The sequence below is a fragment of the Paenibacillus wynnii genome (assembly GCF_000757885.1).
GTDB classification, from domain to species: domain Bacteria; phylum Bacillota; class Bacilli; order Paenibacillales; family Paenibacillaceae; genus Paenibacillus_AQ; species Paenibacillus_AQ wynnii.
In genome coordinates this window covers 378321-401050 of record NZ_JQCR01000002.1, presented here as the reverse complement: position 1 = coordinate 401050, position 22730 = coordinate 378321, and the positions used below count along the sequence as shown (strand labels likewise).

The 22730-nt window shown below is 42.2% G+C and carries 12 protein-coding genes; 10 read left to right on the top strand and 2 right to left on the bottom strand.

Going from position 1 to position 22730, the window contains the following annotated elements:
* Positions 1 to 7: 7 nt before the first annotated feature.
* The 9 genes from PWYN_RS04620 to PWYN_RS04575 all read left to right on the top strand — a co-directional run bounded on the left by PWYN_RS04620 (position 8) and on the right by PWYN_RS04575 (position 17288).
* Positions 8 to 1939 (top strand): alginate lyase family protein, encoded by a 1932-nt coding sequence (locus tag PWYN_RS04620; RefSeq protein WP_036649003.1) that lies wholly within the window; start codon positions 8 to 10, stop codon positions 1937 to 1939.
* Between the two features lie 365 nt (positions 1940 to 2304).
* Positions 2305 to 7530 (top strand): sugar-binding protein, encoded by a 5226-nt coding sequence (locus PWYN_RS04615; protein WP_052087745.1) that lies wholly within the window; start codon positions 2305 to 2307, stop codon positions 7528 to 7530.
* Between the two features lie 359 nt (positions 7531 to 7889).
* Positions 7890 to 9563, top strand: coding sequence for an extracellular solute-binding protein (locus tag PWYN_RS04605; protein WP_036649001.1), 1674 nt, complete (start codon positions 7890 to 7892; stop codon positions 9561 to 9563).
* Between the two features lie 84 nt (positions 9564 to 9647).
* Positions 9648 to 10550 carry an ABC transporter permease gene (locus PWYN_RS04600; protein ID WP_052087744.1) on the top strand — a complete coding sequence of 301 codons (903 nt, stop codon included), beginning with the start codon at positions 9648 to 9650 and terminating at the stop codon, positions 10548 to 10550.
* A gap of 15 nt (positions 10551 to 10565) precedes the next feature.
* Positions 10566 to 11456, top strand: a complete 891-nt coding sequence (locus tag PWYN_RS04595; protein WP_036648998.1) for a carbohydrate ABC transporter permease — start codon at positions 10566 to 10568, stop codon at positions 11454 to 11456.
* A 42-nt stretch (positions 11457 to 11498) separates the two neighbouring features.
* A complete protein-coding gene (locus tag PWYN_RS04590; RefSeq protein ID WP_036648995.1) occupies positions 11499 to 13919 on the top strand; it encodes a glycoside hydrolase family 38 N-terminal domain-containing protein in 2421 nt (806 codons plus the stop codon).
* Positions 13920 to 14019: 100 nt separating this feature from the next.
* Entirely contained in the window at positions 14020 to 15075 is a 1056-nt protein-coding gene (locus PWYN_RS04585; protein ID WP_036648993.1) for an SIS domain-containing protein, read from the top strand.
* Positions 15076 to 15116: 41 nt separating this feature from the next.
* Positions 15117 to 16061, top strand: a complete 945-nt coding sequence (locus tag PWYN_RS04580) for a carbohydrate kinase family protein (RefSeq protein ID WP_240479681.1) — start codon at positions 15117 to 15119, stop codon at positions 16059 to 16061.
* A gap of 93 nt (positions 16062 to 16154) precedes the next feature.
* Positions 16155 to 17288, top strand: coding sequence for an ROK family protein (locus PWYN_RS04575; RefSeq protein WP_036648992.1), 1134 nt, complete (start codon positions 16155 to 16157; stop codon positions 17286 to 17288).
* 535 nt (positions 17289 to 17823) lie between these two features.
* On the opposite strand, the gene PWYN_RS04570 is transcribed toward PWYN_RS04575, so the two are convergent.
* Positions 17824 to 19899, bottom strand: a complete 2076-nt coding sequence (locus tag PWYN_RS04570; protein ID WP_240479680.1) for an alpha-galactosidase — start codon at positions 19897 to 19899, stop codon at positions 17824 to 17826.
* Between the two features lie 85 nt (positions 19900 to 19984).
* Entirely contained in the window at positions 19985 to 21634 is a 1650-nt protein-coding gene (locus tag PWYN_RS04565; RefSeq protein WP_036648989.1) for an L-lactate permease, read from the bottom strand.
* A 149-nt stretch (positions 21635 to 21783) separates the two neighbouring features.
* On the opposite strand from PWYN_RS04565, the gene PWYN_RS04560 reads away from it, so the two are divergent.
* Positions 21784 to 22650, top strand: coding sequence for an AraC family transcriptional regulator (locus tag PWYN_RS04560; RefSeq protein ID WP_036648987.1), 867 nt, complete (start codon positions 21784 to 21786; stop codon positions 22648 to 22650).
* Positions 22651 to 22730 lie beyond the last annotated feature (80 nt).

Below are 22730 nucleotides of genomic sequence, written 5' to 3'. Positions count from 1 at the left end.
GGAACCTATGAAGAGAGCATCTTCTATATCAGAGTATACAGAGGTAAGCAATTATATCCGTCGCCATTCTCAGGATTATCTACAGGAAACACTGTATGCTGCGGACATGGCCCTAATGGGCAAACAGATTCTGTCAGGGACACGCGGACAATGGCTCTTGGTGGGAAGCCCGCCGGATTGGCATGATAACAAGGTCAATAACAACGGTTATGTCTGGATGCTGAACCGGATGCATCATTGGTTAATCTTGACTCAAGCGTACCTCCTCACGAATGAAAGAAAGTATATCGATTGCGTGTTGACCGAACTTCTCGATTGGATTCAGTCTTGTCCGGCGCCGTTACTAACGACCAATACTGAAGATGCTCAACGGCTATACAATTCTGTAGATCCATGGCGTCAACTGGAAGTGGGCGAACGGATGGGCAACATATGGCCGTTCGTAATCAGGATCATGGAACAAATACCTGGCATGCTGGATTCTGTGAAGCCTACGATTCTTAAATCCATATACGAGCATGGCCGGATATTACGTGAGGTTTGCCCAAAGTTATGGCCCGACGCAGATCATAATTATTACTTGACTGAGATGTGGGGGCTCTTCTCGCTTGCAATGAATTTTACGGAGCTTGAGGAATCAGCGGAGTGGAGCCAATTCGCTCTGCAGGAACTGGAGCGTTGTATGCTTTCTCAATTCTCAAGTCAGGGAGGTCAGCTCGAAGGTTGCCCGAGTTACCACAATTTCACCTCTGTTCATATGGGGAAGGTTGTTTTGCTAGCTCGTCAGAACGGTCTTACTTTATCGGATACCTTTGTGGAGAAATTCCGCCACGCCATGCATTATTGCATTCAGACTTGCAGACCCACCGGCCAAGTTGTGCCTTGGGGAGATTCCAGCGCAGATTACCATGCAGCGATAACGATCTCACTGGGAGCTCTCTATCTGGGGGAACAGCAACCGGCGCGTCTTCTCCAATCTTTGATGGGAGTGGAAGAGTTTCGTAATACTCTGACCTCCCACTTATTTGATCATCCTGAGTTATTGAACTTGATAGAGTTATCGGACAACTTAAGTGACCCCGTAAGAAGAGCTAATGAAGATCTTCCCCGTACCTTCTGGGATAAAGAACTTCATCAGGTTTCACTGCGTTCCGATTGGTCGAAGAAAGCACTAAGTGTATTTTTTGTATGTCGGTCTCCTGTATATAACGGACATGCGCATATTGACCCTTCTTCCTTTGATTTCACGGCATGGGGACGGCCGCTAGTGGTAGATCCCGGACGTTACAATTACTGGTGGCAAGAGGAACGCCGCAAATTCAAGTCAGCGGCTTGGCATAATACCTTAACGATCAACGGGAAGGATCCTTTCGAATACCTGTCTTCATGGGAGTATGGTCCACAAAAGCCGGGGGATATTGAGAATGTTGTCGATGGCGGAGATTGGATTCGGACATCGGCAGTTCATTATAATTACGAACCCGCTGTTCATCGCAGGGACCTGGTTCTGTTTACAGATAAATTTTTGCTGGTGCTGGACGAAGTTTCAGGCCTTATAGAACAGGATACTATTCAGTTGAACTGGCACCTGGATGCGCTTAAAGCTGACTGGGATCAAGATCGGCAAATTGCATACACTCAGGGCAATGAGGTGAACGTAGCTATCTGGACAACCGGAGCATCACTATCTGGCGAAGAGCAGAAGGCGAACATTTCAGACAGGATGGATCATCTCAGACCATCCACCCGAATTGTGATGTCAGATCTTGGTGATACATCCGGGATCAGGAGATATGCCTCGGTCATTCTCCCTTACCGCAGTGAGTTTCAGCGAGAACAACTAGAATATCTGGAAGTAGTTAGCGGCGCAGATCAGGCTTTCTGCAAAATCAGACTGCATAATGTCAACTACGAAATTCCATTCCATCGAATGAGTTAGTCGTATTTGAAAAGAGTATATAAATGAGAGCAGAGCAGCGAGTTCCCGTTACTGGAGATTCGCTGCTCTGCTTTTTGGGTCAATGGCATGCAACAGTCATGATTTTCTGATGGGAAGGCCTTATTCTCCAATCATAATCGGTTGATTTCGTAAACCCAAATAAGTCTTAATGCAGGAAAGCTATGCTTAATATAGGGTTATTGTGGAATAGGATTAACGTCATTGGTATTCTGTCTTAGCTTAATGTAAACGCTTCACACGAAAGGGCCAACTATGCCATGACTTGAAGGGTGGTGAAAATAGTAACATCACTTGCAAGAGATTGGAAGTTAACCAAAGGCCATAATTGAGGGAGGAAGAACAATTTGAAGAAGATTGGACTACTATTGTTGATGTTATCATTAGTGATAACCGGATTTCTTGCACCAATTGTGCCTGGCACTAAGGCTTACGCTGCAGGCGAAACGAAGTATGAGGCTGAAGATGCAACACTGGTAGATGCCGAGGTTAAGACATTAGAGGGCATAGAATATGCCGACTTAGGCTCCAAGGCCAATTCTGCAAGTATTACATGGACAACTGTTCAAGCAGCCACTTACGGAAATTATATTTTAAATATCAAATACAATAATATGAATGCTGCAACTCCTAAACCGGTCAGTTTATTTGTGAACGGTCAGAAATATATGACTTTTAATGGAGAAGCAACAGGAGTTGGAGGGACACCAGTCTGGAGTACGCTAACTGCTGTAGTCCTTCTAAATTCAGGAAGCAATTCGATTAAGTTAGCTTCTGAAAGCAATGATGGTCCTTCAGTGGATCTCCTTGAAGTGATCCCCTATGAGACGATCTTCGAAGCGGAGACAGGCGCAGGAGCAGCTCATTTAAATGTAGCCATCGCGGCCAACGTTGGAACTGCACCCGGCTTTTCGGGAACTGGGTATGTTAGTATCGCTGCGGGTGCCACTGGTTATATGCTGTATAACAACGTAGTAGTTCCAAGTACTGGACAATACACCATTAAAGTAAGGTATAGCTTGGGTAATTCAGCTCGACCTTATGCCGTAACGGTAAATGATGTCCGTGTTCAAGATGCCAAGGGCCTGTCTACAACTACATGGTCCAATTGGAAGTATGAGGAACTAGCAGGGATAACCTTAAACGAAGGGATCAATACCCTGAAGATTGAGCGAATCGGTGCGAATGCCACTCCAGTAATCGATCGGTTTGAAATTGTACCCGAGAAATCTATTGAAGTTGGGGATCAAAGCTTCAGAAGCACCAACTTTGAGACTAACGATGTAGATCCCGTAATTCGCAACACTGCTACAGACACAACTTTAAATTCACCACTGATTAGTGGATCTGCAATTAAGAGTACTTCCACTAATACAGTTAAGATCGTAAATGCCGGAGATTCCCGTTGGGCTGAAGTTACATCCCCGGCAGCCAAACTAAGCGTCATTGGTTTTCCTTTCCATTCGAGATGGATAACTCCAGTGTCTATGAAGAGCTATACACTCGAATCCAGCTTTATGCTTAAAGATGACAATGCAAACTACATCTTCAAGCTAATTAGCGCAGGTGGATTAGAGAGTACTATCTTTGCCTTTGGAATGGACGGAAAAATCTACGCACGTTCGAACAATACAACAGGTGGAGCCCTAGCAGAAAGAGCGCCATGGAGCTTGGATGCAGTCTATAAGGTCAAGCTGGTGTTCCATCTGGATACCAATAGCTATGACATGTATCTGGATGGTACCAAGATCGTGAACAGTGAGCCTATGCAACTTGATGCCTATACAGGTGGACTGAAAGGCTTCTACTTAGAAGCAAAGGAAGGCCCTCGTCTGGAAAGCAAAATACTGGTTGATGATATCCAACTGTCCGGATCAAACTCTGCAGGTACTGCTCCGATGATCAATCCCAATCCAGGGAAACTATTCATTGAACAGCCGTATATTGGTGCGCCGGTAGATTATTTTGTAAGCCCGACCGGTCTTGACACAAATGATGGTAAATCCACAGAAGCTCCGTTCAAGACGATCAATAAAGCTGCAAGTGTAACCAATCCAGGGGATACGGTAAATATCATGCCGGGTGTATATTCTCCATTAGCAAACGCGAATGATTTTGTTCTCATTAATCGCTCTGGAGGTGTAGATAAGAACGGAGTCATTCATAATATTACTTACAAGGCCTATGATCCACTTAATAAACCGAAGCTGCTTCTTACCCCGAACGTAGAAGGGGTGTGGGACATGGTTCAGATTGAAGCCAACTACATCGTATTCGAGGGTATAGAGATCGAAGGAACTAACTTAAGTCTAACATTGGCACAGGGTGAAGCTAATTACGAACATAAGATAGCTGGCGGATCTCTATGGAATAGATATGCACTGACCAATACCAATGGGCTTAGCTTTAATGGTCATCATATCACGGTGAAGAATAACCTAATCCATCATATGGCAGGTGGAGGCGCTGGCGGCTCCGGGGATTATATCACCGTTGACAACAATGAAATTCACTCCAATAGCTGGTACACTATGTACGCAACTAGCGGTATCAGTTTTATCAATGATTGGGAATTTGATAAGAATACAACAGATTACAAAATTATTGTAAGCAACAACAGAGTTTATGATAATGAAACCAAGGTCAAATGGGAAAGAACCAAAGGGTATTCAGATGGAAATGGAATTATCTTTGATGTGGATGACAATTATAACGGAAGAAAACTAGTATTCAATAATATTGTTTATAACAACGGCGGCGGTGGAATACACGCTTATAGAAGCAATAATGTCTATGTTATCAACAATACGATTTATAAAAATAGTAAAAGTCCAAATTTAAAGTATCCGAATATGGATGCTCAGGCCAGTGACAATTCGGTCTTCCTTAATAACATCTCTATTGCAAGGGATGAGGCTGGTGAATATGCGAATCTAAACAGTGGTTGGAATAACCTTTTTGCATATAATCTATACGGCGGCGAAACCCGGTTCCTAGGGCAAAATGAAAGAGTCCTAGACCCTAAATTTGTGTCCGTGACAGATTCTGTTTATGACTTCCGTCTCGGGTCAGATTCACCTGCTATCGATTATGGTACCCGTGACTTTGTATTAAATAGTGTACAAGCAATAATGAAAGACTTAGAAGGTAATGCTCGTCCATATTCAGGTTCTGGTGCACATTCACGGGTAGATATCGGGGCATACGAAACCAATTATAGCAATGCAAATTACTTAGTTGAGGATGCAGTGCAATTCATTCCTGCACCCGCTGACAAAATCTTGGAGGCGAATGCATCCAAAGGTGTAGCTGTAATAGATGGGGAAATAGACGATATCTGGTCAACAACACAGAGCTTTCAGGCGCTTAAGATCAGTGATCCGACAAAAATGGCACCAGAGGCAACCGTACGTTTGCTATGGGATGAAAAGAATTTGTATGTCTTAGCAGAAGTTAAGGATGCCAATTTGAATGCTTCAGGTGGTAATTTGTTTGAGCATGATTCAATGGAATTTTTCATTGATGAAAACAATGCGGATTCAACTTCCTATCAAGCAGACGATAGTCATTACCGTGTGAATTATCTGAACTTTAGAAGCGCTGGTAAAAATGCCTCAGCAAGTAGCTTTACATCAGAGGCCAGGATCGTAGATGGTGGCTATGTTATTGAAGCCGCACTCCCTCTAAGAACTTTAACCGGTTCTATTGGAACAGTCATTGGGTTCGATGCAGGCGCCAGTGATGATAGCAACTTTGATGGTATTCGGGATAATGCAACCATGTGGAGTAACCAACGGTTTAATTCCCATGCTTCTACTCAATGGTTTGGAAATGTAACCTTTGTTGGTGCGGGAGTTGTCCCTACTATTAGCAGCTTTAACCCTGTAGAGGTGAGTACTAAAGTTGGAACTGCACCTTCGCTCCCTTCCGTGGTTACTGCAGTATATAGTAATAATACGACTTCTAGTGTAAACGTGAAATGGAATGAAATTAATTCTAGCAGTTATGCAAGTGCAGGAAGCTTTACGGTAAGTGGAGCTGTATATGGTACTGACATATTGGCGATGGCTAATGTAACAGTAACATCGAAGGAAGCTCCCACTATAACAAGTATCAATCCTGTTTCGGTTAGTACTAAAGCGGGAACTGCTCCTGTCTTACCTACAGTGGTTACGGTAGTATATAGTGATAATTCCACTTCTAATGTGAAGGTAGTATGGAGTGCAATTAATCCTAGAAGTTATGCAACAGCAGGTACTATTACCATAACCGGTGCGGTTGGCAACACTGATTTAAAGGCTATTGCTACTGTAACTGTAGAACCCGCCGGGAATGGTAACGGTAACGGGAATGGAAATGGAAATGGAAACGGCCCGAAACCACCAGTTAGTGTAGGTGCAACAGCTCAATTAATTCCAACGTTGAGTGGTACAACGGCTAAGGCAGACCTTGACTTAATAACACTTCAGAATTTATTTACTCAAGCTCAGGGTGATGAGTTTTCAAAAAATAAAGCGATTTTACAATTAAAAGAGGTTGAAGGAGCACTAACTTATGTGCAAAGTCTGCCAGCTGATTTTTTCAAGAACAGCAACGGATCTACCAAGCAAGAAATAGAAATTAAGACGGAATTTGCGGACATCACCCTGCCCGGCAATTTTCTTAAAGAAAAGGATCTGGCAGGTGCCTCCAAAGTAGATATAAGCATAACCAGTGCAGATATCTCCAGCCTAAACCAACAACTTAAAGAGAAACTGGGCGACAAACCGGTACTTGAATTGTCTGTTCTGATTGACGGCAAACGGATAGAGTGGAGAAACAACCAGGCTCCGGTTACCGTATCCTTTGATTATCAACCGACAGCAGAAGAGTTAAAGAAACCAGAGCATATTGCGATCTGGTATATCGATGGAGCAGGTAATGTTGTTAAAATACCAACTGGAAAGTATAATTCCACAACGGGTAAGGTCACTTTTATAACCCGTCATTTCAGTCTATACGCCGTTGGTTATGAGGTACAGAGTTTCAAGGATCTAGGGCGCTTTGCCTGGGCCAAAGAACCGATTGAAATTCTGGTCTCTAAAGGAATTATTAAGGGTTCGAGCGATACTATGTTTGCACCAGGTGAAAAAATCACAAGGGCAGAATTCATTATCCTCCTAGTGCGTGCACTGAGCTTGGAGGCGGAAGTGAGCTCAAACTTTGAAGATGTTAATATCGGTAGCTATTACTATAGTGAAGTAGGGATAGCGAAGGCTTTGGGTATAGCGAATGGTAATGGAAATAAATTCAATCCTGTACAATCTATCACTAGAGAGGAAATGATGGTACTGGCTGCAAGAGCTATTAAGGTGGCGGGTAAAGTGTTACCGGTGACTGGTACGGCAGCAGATTTAAGTGCCTTCAGTGATAGCAGCCAAGTGTCAAATTACGCTTTGGACAGTGTGGCCACACTAATGAAGAATGGGATTGTGCAGGGGGATGGAAAGAATCTAAATCCGAAAGCCTACTCTTTAAGAGCAGAACTAGCCGTATTAGTGTACCGTATTTATAATCTTCAAGACCGTTCATAATAGCAGTATCAAAGCATTACTCGCAGTGGAGTTCCATAGTAACCGAGACATTTTAATGTCTCGGTTTTTCTTATATATTACGTGGCAATTGACAATATAAAGAGACATATGATAATCTGAAGGCAGTTAATATAAGACTTATAATTAGTTGGTTATTAAATGAAAAGGTTATTAAAGTGGAGAAACTCATGAGTACCATCAAACAGTCTCAAGTCTAGAATGTAAAAAGTACTTGTATTCAGTAATGAAAGCGCTTTAAGGAGGGGGTGCCTGAGGTGTAACTTTGGAAGGTAACTTTAACGTGTTGAGCCCGTCAGAATTCAGATTCTTTTGCTAAAAGATTAAGAGGGGGCGTTAAAATGAGGAAGAAGGCATTATTAATTCTAATCTTTGTTATGTTGTCCGTAATTACTCTCTCAGGCTGTAGTGGAAATAAGCAAAATAAGTCTGTGAATGAAGAAAAAAGTAGCGGTGCGAAGGAAGAATCAGTGACGATGTACCTAGCAGAATCTTGGCCTTCGAGCATTGTTGATCCCTCATGGACAGACCCCATTGCGAAGGAAATAACAAAAAGAACGGGTATTACTGTTAATGTCACTACACTCAAGTCCGAAGATGCCGACGCAGAGCTTAATATGATGATGGCTGCTGATGAATTGCCGGACATTGTCGTTGCCTATGATGATCGCAAGACAAGACTGATCTCGGGTGGTTATGTACAACCGCTCGATGAATTAATTGAACAATATGGACCCAACATTAAAAAGAATCTTAGTCCGTTTTTCGATAACTGGAGAGAAGATGACGGAAAGATATATGCACTAGGTAACTGGAACTGGAATGCTCCGACGAAATACGCATTAAATCTGCAGATTAATACACTTTATATGAGATACGATATCTTGAAGGAACTTGGATATGACAAACTGGGTAGGAATAACGAGGGTGACTCCTTCATTACTGTAGATGAGTATATGAGTCTACTTGATCAAGTAAAGGATACTTATCCGAAAATGGCACCTGTCCTTATAGAGGGGGAGGATGCTTACAAAACAATGATAATGAGTACGGGGGTACAAAGTCGACAAAATACTGTATTTGAGAATGGAAAAGGCTACTTCCTATATGATAATCCGTATACAAAAAAGGCCATATCCTTTCTAAATCGGTTGTACACTGGTGATTATATCCCGAAAGGGTTTGCAACGTTTAAGCAAGAAGAGAATGAAGCGCTTTTATCTAATGGAGAGGTATTTAGCGCTTTAGGCAATGTCTCTGGATTGAGTGAGTCACAGGCTGCATTGTCAGAAGGTAATGATGAGAAAAGAATGGTTATGTTTTATTTAATTGATAATCCTGAAGTAAAGTCTATCTTTGCTAATGGGTATTGGGGTATCGGAGGGCCCTCTATCATGGTTTCGAAAAAGTCAGAGAAGGTAGAAGCCGTGATGAGATTGTTTGATTACCTTTCTACAGAAGAAGGAAGTTTACTAGTAAATGCAGGTGTTGAGGGTGTGACTTATAACAAAGTAGAGGGCAAAAATGTACCCATTGATGAAGTTGCCAAGGGCTATGCGAGCTGGGATACCAATGTTATTAAAAAATATGGTGTCGGTGGTTGGTTTAACATATTCCCGAGTTTGGCTGGAGTGGATAAGGACGGGAATGCCAACGATATCAATGCTCAAAAAGTATTCGAAGATGACAAATGGGTAGGTTACAACAATAAGGACTGGCAGCAATTCTCTTATACACAAATTGTATCTGGAGCTGGTGATTTGAAGAAAGAGAATCATCCAGAGGCCTTCGAAGCTTTAATCAAGATTAATGGTTATATCAAAGACCGAATGATTAAGGCCATCGTAGCTCCGAATGCGGAAGCAAGTGAGAAAGAATGGGGAAAAGCAACTCAACAGATGAAATCAGATGGGTTAGATGAATTAAGCACAGCTCTGGAAGAAAATTGGCTCAAACTTGCCGAGGCATTGAATAAAGATCCGGAGAAATTAAATACCGTAGAAGCAGATAAGTAATCTTAATTCTACAAAGGAGAAGACCCCAGAACCCTCAATGTTATTGGGGGTTCTTCTACAAAAATAATGAAAGGAGCTCAGGCGATGAGATGGAAACGATTTAAACAGCAAAAACAACTTCAGCTAATCATGATTCCCATGGCATTGTGGGCCATAGTTATCTATTATGTACCCATTCTAGGAAACATTATTGCATTTAAGGATTATACAATTGCTCAGGGATTTATAGGCAGTCCATGGGTTGGATTTAAACATTTCATTAGTTTCTTCGATAATAAATTTACGCTTACAATCCTTAGAAATACGCTGGCTATGAGTCTTATGGGTCTAATCTTCGGGACCATTGCAGCTGTTGTATTTGCGATCTTGTTGAATGAGATCTTCAATAAATATATAAAGAACATCATTCAATCGATATCCTACCTACCCTATTTCATCTCTATGGCGGTTACTGCAACGTTATTCACACAATTATTGAGTAGAACGGGTTCTATTAATCAGTGGTTAATTTCACTAGGAATCATCAACGAGGGTATTCCATTTCTGGAACAGGGGAATTTATTCTGGATCATCATAACGATTCAAGGGGTTTGGAAAACCATTGGCTGGAGCGCCATTATATATCTGGCTGCTATCGCTGGAATTCCTCAGGAAACCTATGAGGCTTCCTATGTGGATGGAGCTGGGCGTTTCAGACGAATGTGGCATATTACATTACCAGCCATTACACCTACTATAGCTATCTTATTAATTTTGAACTCTGGATACCTTTTGCAAGGTGGTTTTGAGCAACAATTATTAATGTATAACCCACTGGTCATGGACTATGCGGAGGTAATAAATACTTATGTGTATAAGCGAGGTCTTCACGCAGGGGAATATTCTTATGCAACGGCTGTGGGTGTATTCCAATCGGGTGTAAGTATTATGCTAATCATTTTCGTAAATAAGATTACTAAGAAAATGGTAGGTCAAGGACTATGGTGAGAGGAGGCAATCTCTATGCAATCAAACTTTGAGAAATCTACGGGAATGGATCGAGTTTTCTTAGTGGGTCTCTATATATTTATGGTCTTATTCTCCATTAGTGTTCTTTATCCTTTCTTATACATTATGGCCTTATCGTTTAACCAGGGGGTTGATGCATTAAGGGGAGGTATCACAGTTTGGCCCCGCAAATTCACATTGGAAAACTACAAAATTATTTTTGATGATCCTACACTCTACCATGCCATTTTTGTCTCCGTATCACGAACAATCGTAGGAACTTTATCCGCTTTGATATGTACTAGCTTGGTTGCCTACTGTCTTACGAAGGAGAAGTTAATAGGTCACAATTTCTATTTGATTTTATTCCTTTTACCCATGTACATTAATGCCGGGATTATACCTACCTATTTATTGTACAAAAATATTGGATTGACGGACACCTTCTGGGTTTATATTATTCCGAATTTGGTCTGGGCGTACAACGTAATCATCATGCGGACATTCTTTAATGCAATCCCTCCCTCCTTAACTGAGGCTTCAATGATTGACGGTGCAAGTGAGTATAGGATGTTCTTCCGTATCATTCTTCCTCTGTCTACACCTGTAATCGCTACAATAGCTCTATATAACGCGGTATGGAATTGGAATAGTTGGTTGGATACCGTTTTATATACTAGAAATGTTAATCTGAATACGTTAATGAGTCTATTATCGAAAATGTTAATGGAACAGCAAACGAATCAAATTGCTACTATGAAGTCCGCCGATAGAGTTCAGTATTTGACTCCTCAAGTACTTAAAGCAGCTATGACTATGGTTACAACAATTCCTATTATTATGGTTTATCCATTCTTACAAAAATATTTTGTCAAAGGTGTTATGGTTGGTGCGGTTAAGGGATAACATGCTGTTCATTACAAATTTATAAGGATGAGGGAGACTTTTATGACTAAGCAAAAATATTGGGTTGTCGGTAATACTCATATCGATTTAGCATGGAAAAAGACTAGGTACGAAATGGAAGAGGTGTTCGATTCCTTCTTGATTAAAGTGTTGGATATGTTAGATTCTCACCCCACATTCACCTACACGATAGAACAAGCGGCACATTATAGATTATTGAAAGAACGCCGCCCTGATCTGCTGGCCAGAGTAAAGCATTATGTTCAAGCAGGTCGTATAGAGATGGTTGGAGGTATGGCGTCTACCTTGGAGACCAACTTCCCTAACGGAGAGTGCTTTGTACGCAACCAACTTATCGGCTTAAGATGGGTAGAGGAGAATTTAGGGGTAAACGTCGAAACCCCTTGGCTTATAGATACCTTTGGCATTAACGCGCAAATTCCGCAAATCCTTAAGCAATTCGGCTATAGCCGATTAATGGCGAATCGATTCGGTGGGCAAATAAATGATGATGTATTTATTTCTAAGGGTATTGATGGTACTGAACTTCTGATCGTGGGGATGGATGTCTATTCACCCTATGTTAAGCATGGTCAGTTATATTGGGGTTTTGTAAATGATTGGAATGATGTGGATAAGCTTTTTGAAAAAGCTGCAAAACATGAGGGTGAAGGTCCGATTCTTATTACAGCTCAGACAGAAAATGAGATGTTAATTACTCTTCGCCCGGATTATCACGTGAAACAGGGGAATGCCTATGGACAAGATGGGCTATGGCAATATTCTACTTATAGTAAATTTTTTGATGCTTTAGAAGCAACGAATACAAGTTGGCCTGTAATTAATGGTGATTTGAATCCTGAATTCACCGGGACATTCTCCCAGCGGATTGCGATTCGCCTACGTAATCGAGAAGTCGAGACGAAAGTACTGCAAGCTGAGAAATGGGCATCGCTCACACAAATGACCCAATGGCAGGAGCATCTGGATGAAGCTTGGTGGGAGTTGGCTTACATTCAGTTTCATGATGTATTCACGGGCTCACACCCGACCGAAGTATTCACTGGACTGATGAAGAGTTTAGACAGCGTAGAAAAAATTGCACAAGATGTTATTCGTAGAGCCCTTTATCAACCGCGTTCGAGAACAACCACGCTTACAGGTAAGAGCGCTATACAAGTGTTCAACAGTCTACCTTGGAAACGTAGGGATGTAGTGGTTATTCCACTGGATAAGCAATTAACTGGGGTGAAGCAGGTATTATCCAATGGAACAATAGTTCCGTTTGATCTCAAGGAGGGTCAATTGAGACTGCTAGCGGAGACTCCACCCATGGGTTCAAGTATTCTTACCCTTGAATATGGAGTTACAGATGAAGAGCGTGGTATAAAGGTCGATGAAGGAATGATTGAGAATGAGTATATAAGACTGGAATGCGATTCGAAATATATGATCAAGCGATTGGTTTGGAAGGAAACGGGTACAACTTTGATAGAAAATGTTGGAGACCTTCTTTCAGTACAGCGTGATAAAGGCAGTTTTCAGATCGAAGAGCTCGTAGGAGAACCTATTCCTGCCAATATCAGCACTATCGAAATTACACAGTACGAAGCAACTTTACTTGGGCAACGGCTTGTTTTGAAAGGTGAATTTCCTGAGTTACCTGAGGTTGGTGCAAAGGGATTTCTAACTTGGGAAGCAGAGTTTGAATTGATACAAGGAAAACCCGCTTTGGATGTGAAATTTAATTTAAATTGGCAAGGAGAGGGAAGCCGTCTCCGGTTCAACCTCCCGACTAAGCTTGATAGCAGTATAGGTATCTATGAAATTCCATTTGGAACTGTACACCGTAAATCATATCGTGTTCGTGGGACAGCACAAGGAGAATGGCCTGCTCATCGCTTTGTTGCGATTGAAGATCAACACCATGGTATTGCTTTAATTAATACGGGGGCCGCTGGAGTGGAAGTGAGTAGTGGTACAATGTCAACTACTATACTTCGTGCTCCCCAAACCGAATATGCGGGCATGGTTATTGATAAGACTTCCTCCCAACATGGCAATCACTCCTTTGATTTTGTTATTGTTCCATATTCAGGAACTTGGTCGGATGCAAGTGTACTCCAACTTGCACAAGAAACTAATGAGAAACTAACAAGTATGGTGTATCACCAGGAAATACCGGAACAAGCTGCTATTACCTCATGGATGAGTCTATCGCCAAGCAATGTTGTCCTCTCTGCTGTGAAAACACCGGAGACAGGTACCGATGGGATGTTGATACGTGTGTATGAATCTGCGGGGATTACAACTAAAGCTGAGTTATGGGTAAAGGGAGCCAAGCAAGCTTGGAAATCGAATCTGAGGGAAGAAAAGACAGAGGATGCTTTAAGTTTTATTGATGGTAAAATAGTTCTAGAGCTTCAGCCATTTGAGATTTTGACCCTATATATATTGAGGTAGTTATTTTCAAGTAGTGACCGGTGTTATAGCTGGTCTTGGCTCGGAATGATATTATAATACTTATAGTAAGTCGACAATAATTAAAGAAGGGATGAGGAATTTGAGAAAATTTAGCGATGATATGTTAGAGCAACCTTATGTATTACAACAAGTGGCTTCCTATTATTCAACGGAGGAGGGCAGAGAGTTGCTAAGATCAAGCAAAAATCTTGCCGAACGTTATGCAGGTCGGGTGATTTTTAGCGGAATGGGAAGTTCATATGCAGCCTCTAGACTAGCAGGTAACTATTTATGGTCACTTGGCATTCAAGCGATTTATGTGGAAGCCTCAGAATTGCTTCACTATGGAATGAAGACGATGCTAGATCAATCTCTGCTGGTTCTTATATCGCAGTCTGGAGAAAGTATAGAAATTAAAGAAATATTACAGCAGCTTCCCCCTACAGTCGAAGTTATAGGAATTACAAATGATCCTGCGAGTACATTAGCTAGAGGGTCAAGTCTAGTATTTCCTCTATTTGCTGGTGATGAGTCTACAACCTCAAGTAAGACTTATACTGCAGCCCTTGCTGTCACGTTGTTGTTATGTGGTTCATTAGCGGGGCTGAGTCCCGACCTTGCCATTGCCTCTATTCAGGCCGCTTCAAGTAAAATCAGTGAATTAGATACGAATTTAGCCTCTATCGATTGGGGCCAAGTCACAGAATGGGTTCAAGCAGCAAATGCTGTATATCTGATTGGCAGGGGGCCTGCTGTAGCTTCGGCCTTACAGGGAGCCCTGACCTTTAAAGAGTTGGTAAAGGTTCCGGCAGAATGTATGGAAGCAGCCCAATTTCGACACGGACCTCTGGAGACAGTGACCGATGAAACGTTGATATTTGTGTTTGCATCACAGGGCGCAACAAGTGAATTTGCTCATTCTTTTGTAGAAGAGTTGGTTAATTGTGGGGCTAAGGTCATTGTAATTGAGGAAGGGATTGCTAGAATTGCCCACGATGCTGGATATGTAAGGAGTCGGGGAGCGCAAGTGAAGTTAGATGAGTATTTCTCAACTTTAGTTGATATATATCCTGTGCAAATGGCAGCAAATTCCTTAGCCGAGCGATTTGGGATAAGCGGGTTCAAGTGGATTACGAAAGTGACTCATAAAGAATAAGGAATGTTGTGCAAGATAAGCAATGATGGAGAGGGGATTCTATGTCCATTAATGATAAAGGTGAAGGCGTTTGTATTGTTGGCAATGCCAACATAGACGTATTAATGAAATCAATCGATAGGATTCCCGAGTGGGGCACAGAGACAACCGTAGAATCATATGAAGAAAGACTTGGAGGCTGTGCAGCGAATTCAGCACTCGTTCTGGCATCTTTAGGAATGGAGACGCATATGGTCTCCACCCTTGGTAATGATCAGCGTGGCCAAGAGTTAAAGGAAACTCTCCGGAAAGCTGGAGTAAATGTAGATGGCTTAAAAACAGGTGAAAAAGGAACGGGTATGTCGCTATCCTTGAATCGCAGTGACGGTGAAAGGCTCTTTGTGACTTATCCGGGCTCAATGTTTGAGACGACCTGCGAGGAAGTCATTCAGTATTTATCAAATGCCCAGAATTGCAAATTCATTTTACTCACTGGATACTTTCTTCTATCCCCTAATATTGATGCCAGGAAGATATTTAAGAAAGCAACTGAACTTGGAATGATAACCTTATTCGATACCGGATGGCCGATACATGGATGGGATCAGAAAACGAGAGATGATATCACAAATTTATTACCTTTTGTAGACTATTTTCTCCCAAATGAGATTGAAGCAAGTGCCATTACAAATGAAGATGATCCTAATAAAGCATTAGATATTTTAGCAGCCTTATGTAGAAAGGGGATAGTCGTCAAAAGAGGTGGCGGTGGTAGCATTTATAAAGATACAGATAGGAATGTAGATACAAAGGGATATAAAGTCCAGGTAAGAGATACCGTAGGCGCTGGTGACTCTTATAATGCAGGCTTCATTTATGGGTTATCCATGGGTTGGGAAATACCTAAATGTGTTGGACTGGGGAATGCAGTAGCGGCAACTGTGATCTCACGTGATACAGGTTTTCATGTTCAGTGGAACGATATTAATGAATTATTAAATAACTAATCAATCCTTAGACAGAATAACCCGGATTTGTTATATTACTTATAATAACAAATTCAATAAAGCAAAATTTTGCTTTAGTAGGAGCTGCAAGGGATGCCAAGAACTACCTCACAAAGTGTAACTAATCGTAGAGAAGTGAGTAATACTAGGGAATTAAGGCTTTTTAACAAAATGAGAATCGTTGATCTTCTTCGCTCCCGAGAGATTATTTCGAAGGCTGAAATTGCTAAAGAACTAAACCTAAGCTTTGCTACAGCTTCAAATTTATGTAACGAATTAATAGATGAGAATATTTTCATCACCGGGTTGAAAAGTGCACAATCCGGTGGACGCCCATCCGAACTCCTAGCTCTTAATGTGAATGCTCGAATTAGCTTTTGTATTGATTTCACGTATAAGAACGAAGTGAGGCTGTTGCTCATTGATTTACACAACAAGCCTCTAATAGAAGAAAGAATTTCTTATCTGAGCCATAGTAACATACAGGATTTAGTATCTGTTTGTGTGAAGGGATTTCATGAACTACTTCAACAAGCTGAGATCAATCACGAACAACTACTGGGTGCTACATTAGTGATACCGGGTTTGTATGATAAACAAACTGGAGGCGTGGTTAATAGCACTCTTCCTATTCTGGATAACTACAATCTTGCAACGGTAATCAGCAATCAGATTAATTTACCCGTATATATAGAGAATGATGCCAACCTAGCTGCGCTAGCTGTATCGATGCAAGGCGAGAGCCAAAGGTACGATAACGTCTTGTTTTTATACATTGGAGAGGGCTTAGGGCTTGGGATCTTGTCTCATTCCGGGTCCATCTTCCATGGGGTTAGAGGTTTTGCTGGAGAGATTGCTCATATCCCGCTCGGTCATTCAGATTATGAATGTTATTGTGGGAATTCGGGTTGTGTAGAGGGGGTTCTCTCCAACTCGGGGATTGAACGGGAGCTTATGAATCAGGAAAACCCGGCGGAAGTTATTGGGAGCTCGCTAGGGAAGGTAGTATCTATACTGGTTAATCTAATGGATCCGCAGGCTGTATTTATTGGTGGAGAGAAGGAAGAGATACTTAGAGAGGTATTACCATTCGTTCATCAAGAAACTCAAAAACGAGTTCTGCTTCAACGATATAGAGACATCCCTATTAATTTAAGTTCCGGGGTGCATGATCTATTCTATAAAGGGGCATCCGAGTTGTTAATTCGGAAGTGGTTGATGAAGTGATTTTGCATGATATTTGAACAGAAGATAGCGTAAAAAAAGCAAAAGGGGCTGTCTCAAAAGTGGAATCCCCGGTTGTTCTTCAGTTGCTCAAACACACTTTCCGGTTCTGTCATTCTTCGAACCGCAAGCGCATATCCTTCCTCGCTTCGCAATAGCTCCCTTGCCTGATTTCGGTAACGTAAGGCCGGTTTCGAGGACATCTATCATCCGCTGGGAACGGAAGCGATTTCTTTTTGCTATATATTTAAAAACGATTTTAGAAAGGTTCCCGCTGAAAATAGTGGAGAGGACGGACTGATTGCGGAAAAGCGGTAGCGGTCGCCTTTGTGTCCGGATTTTCACCGCTAAGGGGAATAAATAAAATCTGGACACAACAGCGATTGTAGCAACGGTCCGTTCGCGGAGCGTCCTCACAAGCACAACCGTCTATCTGACTCCAAAAAAAAGAACTGTCCCATTCGTAGGTAATTCTACTTATGGGACAGCCCCTTTTCTCCATTATGTTGGAGTAACTAATACCCCGTCTATCAAAAAACTACCTGGTCGTATATTTATATAACGCATATTTAAACTTTCCATCCATTTGGAAGGTTGCATATCCTTCATTGTCTACACTTACCGTTTCTTGCACCCCGGATCCCAATATGCTCTCCAGATGTATTGTCTTATCACTGAGGTTCCATAGTTTATATCGGTGTTGAGGGTTGGTATTGTATTCCTTGACTACTAATAAATACCCGCCGTTATCAGAGGTAATCGATTGGAATCCCGTCCAGGTCGTTCCATTGGGCTCATCACCGATAGGTAGTACATGGCCTCCCAGTATATCGCTTTGAAATTCTTTGTATTTAGGAATAATCTCCCCAAGAATACGAATGGACTCCTCATCCAAACCGGTCTGTTCCATCCAAGCTAGTGGGTTGGCGAACATAGTAATGGCAAAAGAATATTCTATGCCGCAAGCGGACGGAGCTAATACATCCCCTTGATACAGCTCGACATTTCTTTTTACATTTAGGAATTCGGCTTGTAAGCGATAAGAAGGATAATAACGTGACAACATCCAGATATTTCTCAAAGTACAGTGAGGGAAGTAGTTAGGCCATTCGCCAAATTTACCTGTAAACCTGTTCTCAAGAAATAGAGAACCATATTGTAATTGTCCATAATAACCGCTTCTAATGCCGGCCGTCACGTCCATATTGAAGAATACTTTGCTATCGGTAAAGTGGATTACTCTTCTTAGCAGCTTAGTAAGATTCTCCTCGCCTGCTTTGGATGTGAATTCAATACCGTCCATTTTAAAAGCAGCGATACCGTATTTATTGTGAAGATCAATCAATACACTGCTATCTTTTTCCCGATTTTCGAAGTCATTGATAGAGTCTGGAGAGAACCACAATCCCATTTTAATTCCTTTTTCCTTAGCGGAAGCGATGATCGGCTCGAGTCCATTGGGGAATCTCTTGTTATTGACCGTCCAGAAATCAGGATTATGCTTATAATATCCTTTGCCCCATGCCCCGCCTGGAAGAACTGAATTAGCAGTTGTACCATTTTGCCACCCGTCATCGATCTGATAAAAGGTAACTCCCGTTCTTGCAGCCACCTCAAGTTCATCCAGCAGGAATTCCTCACTGAGTCTCCCGTCAGAAGATTGATCACCCCAAGTATTGGACATGATGAAAGCGTCCTTCTCAGGATTAAAGATATGAATTGCATTATGGTATTCATTAAGAGCAGACAGAGCATCTTCCTCATTCCCACTCCACAATAAAACGGTGCTGCCATAAGAGGTAAGTGTTTGGTGTGTATTCAAGTCGTTCTCACCAAAACCCCAGCCTGTAGTAAATACATTCATTCCTTTGATGAAATAATCACTATCAACATCCCCGAGATAATCATGCGGAGTAGGCCCTTCCTTTATTAAGGTCAACCCCTCTTTAGACAAGTGGTCATGTACAACCAACAGGTTTCCTTGAACAAATCTATGCTCTCGTCTGTTAAAGAGTCCTTCCTTGGTAAACACCAAGTTGTCAAAGTCGTCCGTCACATCAATAAATTCAACACTTTTCCAACCACAGTGATTAGGCTCCAAGGGATAACTGTCCTGATAATCATCGGTAAGCTCTTTAAAATACGCTCTTTGAGCCGGGACGTCCTCTGTTTGCTCTATGCGTTCAGGTAGGATTACACCCTCCTTGAGCGTTACGTTAATAAATGATCTTAATATCGGTGATCCTGGATAAACTATGTGTATCCATTTAATTATGCATTCGGAATATTCAATACTTACCTGTACTTTAAGATGTTTCTTCGCAACACCACAATCATCATCTGTATCGGCTTCAACACTTAGGCTTAGCTTGTCCCCATTGATAAAGGAAGAGTTAAAGAATGCATATTTCTGATTAACATTTGATAACCAATCGTGGGTATCCTCTGTTGTCAGCCATTCTTTGTTCGTTACCTTATTTTTCAGAGAAACCACGGTGGGAATACCTTCCGTGATATTCCAGACTCTTTCGAGGGATTGGTTTCCTATTTTCAGATACTGGCCTTCCAACACAACATAACAATCTTCAAAGCTAGCATTAAACTTATTGATCACAATCAACTCCTTATTTAATAGACCCTTTTATCATCCTAGAGTTGTGCTAGCTTTCCTGCAATAAGAGTTTTTTGCAGGTTGTTCATTACCATGAATACACCCAAGTTAATACTGAAACCAAAGCGAGCAGGAACAGACTGTGTTTAAAAGCTTTCTTCAGCAGTTCCGACTCCTTCCCGCTAAGCCCGACAGCCGCAACTGCAAGAGCAATGGATTGGGGAGAAAGCATTTTAGCTGTTCCTCCTCCAACGGTATTGGCCGCTAATGCAAGGGAAGGATCCATGCCCACTCCTGTAGCGGTGATCGCCTGAAGCTGGCCAAACAGGACATTGGCGGATGTATCCGATCCGGTTATAAACACTCCGACCCAGCCGATAAGAGGAGATACCGCTGGAAAGAATTCTCTGCTTTGTGCTAACAAACTGCCGATGGAATGGATCATACCTGAATAATTGGCCAAATAGGAAAAAGCGCTGATCGTTACAATAGCCAAAATGGTATATCGCAGCTCGTAGAGGGTCTGACGGCCGGTTTTCAACCACATCATCCAGGACATGCCAAAGATCCACTTGGTTAGTAAAGCCGTTAAAAGAATTGCCGTTCCACCCGCTCCGAGAAGCTCCAATTTCCACCAAATCGGTAATAGCTTGCCTTGGCTCATGATTTGCTCGTGCAAGAAGGGTACGTGAATTTTGAAGCTGAAAAATGCCCCAACTGTATTCAGTGCATTCAGTAATGGGTTTGTACCCGAATAAGCACCAATAAGTGCTTCCTTAATAGTCGGTATACCCCAAATTAAGACGAAAAATGTCATCAGCAGATAGGGAGACCACGCTTTTATAATCTGCGGAGCCGACGGACGGTCTGCTAAGTCTTCCACAGAGGCAGCACTCTCAACCCCATATAGAGAAGCATATCGGGAGCTCTTTCTGTTCAGTCGTATAAAGATCGTCAAGCAGATTGCAGCAGCAAATGCTGCCAGAATATCGGGAAGCTGAGGTCCCATATACATTGCCGTTAAAGTCTGTGTGGCGGTGTAGGATAGTGTTACCACCAGGATGGCAGGCAAGATTTCATTAGCTTTTTTGAAACCTGAGAGTAGAACGACCATATAATAAGGGACAACCAGTGAAACAACGGGCAGCAGCCAAGCTATAGTTCCCGCAATAGTTGTTGCGGAAATACCTGTCGTGCCTTCTAGTGCTATGACAGGTACACCTAAGCCGCCATAGGCAACGGATGCTACATTAGCAATCAGACAAGCTATCGCCGCTTGGAGGGGACGAAAGCCAAGGCCCACCAATATGGAGGCACCTATAGCCACTGGAGTCCCAAATCCTGCTGCTCCTTCAAGAAAACTACCGAAGGCGAAAGCAACTAGCAGTGCCTGAAGCCTCGGGTCCTCTGTCAGTAAGGATATCGAGTGCCTAATCGTATTAAACTGCCCGGAAGCGACGGTTAATTTATACAAAAAGACTGAAGGCAGCACGATCCACATGATTGGAAAAAGTCCGTAAATCGCGCCGCTTGCGGAAGCCATAACCACCTTTGAGGCAGGCATTCCATTAACCGCTAATGCCAAGGCAATAACGATAAACAACGTATAAAGCCCTGCTTTCCAGGAAGGAAACTTCTTGACGATCAGAGCCCAAGTAAAGAAAGCTAAAGGCAACATGGCTACTACAGAGGATAGCCATAAATAGTTCAAAGGATTACTGTTCTGTGTCCAAACCACAACATTCCATTCCTCTCTATTCATATATGGGAACAATATACCGAACGGTAGGAGGATTGAACATGAAGAAAATGCTTAACCTTTTACACGATATGGTTATGCTCAGGAGTATGCTACTCTATGATTAATGGATATAGGAGGGGTAGCGCATGACTGAAGGAGAGCAATTGAACATACAGTATGAGCATGAAATACCCGTGAATGCTTTTATTTGGTCACCCCACACATTCATACAGCCATTGCATTATCATTCCAGTCTAGAGATAGGCTGTTGCATTTCTGGAAAGGGATGGTTTCATTTCGGAGAAAAAACGTACCCGGTTCAGGTTGGGGATGTATTCATAGTTAACCATTCAGAGATGCATATTGCCTCGTCGGATGAAGACGACCCTAGTACTTACATCTTTCTGTATTTCGATTCCGGATTGCTGCTTATGGAGGACGAAAGGCTCTTAATTCCCTTCTGTTATTCTAACGGACTTTATCAGAACCGAATTCCATCTAGTGAGCCCATAGCCGCAGAGCTGAGGCAGCTTATTGAACGGGTACAATCCGAGCTTTTCAATAAACAAGAGGGGTACTCCAGTATGGTAAAAGCCGCAATGCTGCAGATTTGTACCCTGCTGCTTCGGAACCGTTCGATTCAGTTGCAACAGAAGGATTGGCAAAAGCTGACACGTACCATCAGGGATTACCGGAAACTGATGGATTACATCAAGGAACATTATATGGAGCCCTTATCCCTTCAGGATGTCGCCAAATATCTGGGAGTAAGCTCCTCACGTGCCAGTCATGTATTTCTAGAAGCAACCGGGCGCCATTTCAAGGATTGCCTCCTGCAGCTCCGATTGAACGAGTCCAAGCGTTTACTCCTTGATACCAACCTGGATATCACGGAGGTATGCTTCTCAAGCGGGTTTCAAAGCGTTTCGACATTCTACCGCTTATTTGGGTCTGTCATAGGGGTGACTCCCATTGAATACCGTCAGCAATATCAAACTTTTCGCAATATTTGAGAATATTCAAAGGGATTTGAGAAGCCTGACAACCAACCTTAGTTCTATAATAAATATAAAAAAACAAGGTTGAGGTGCAG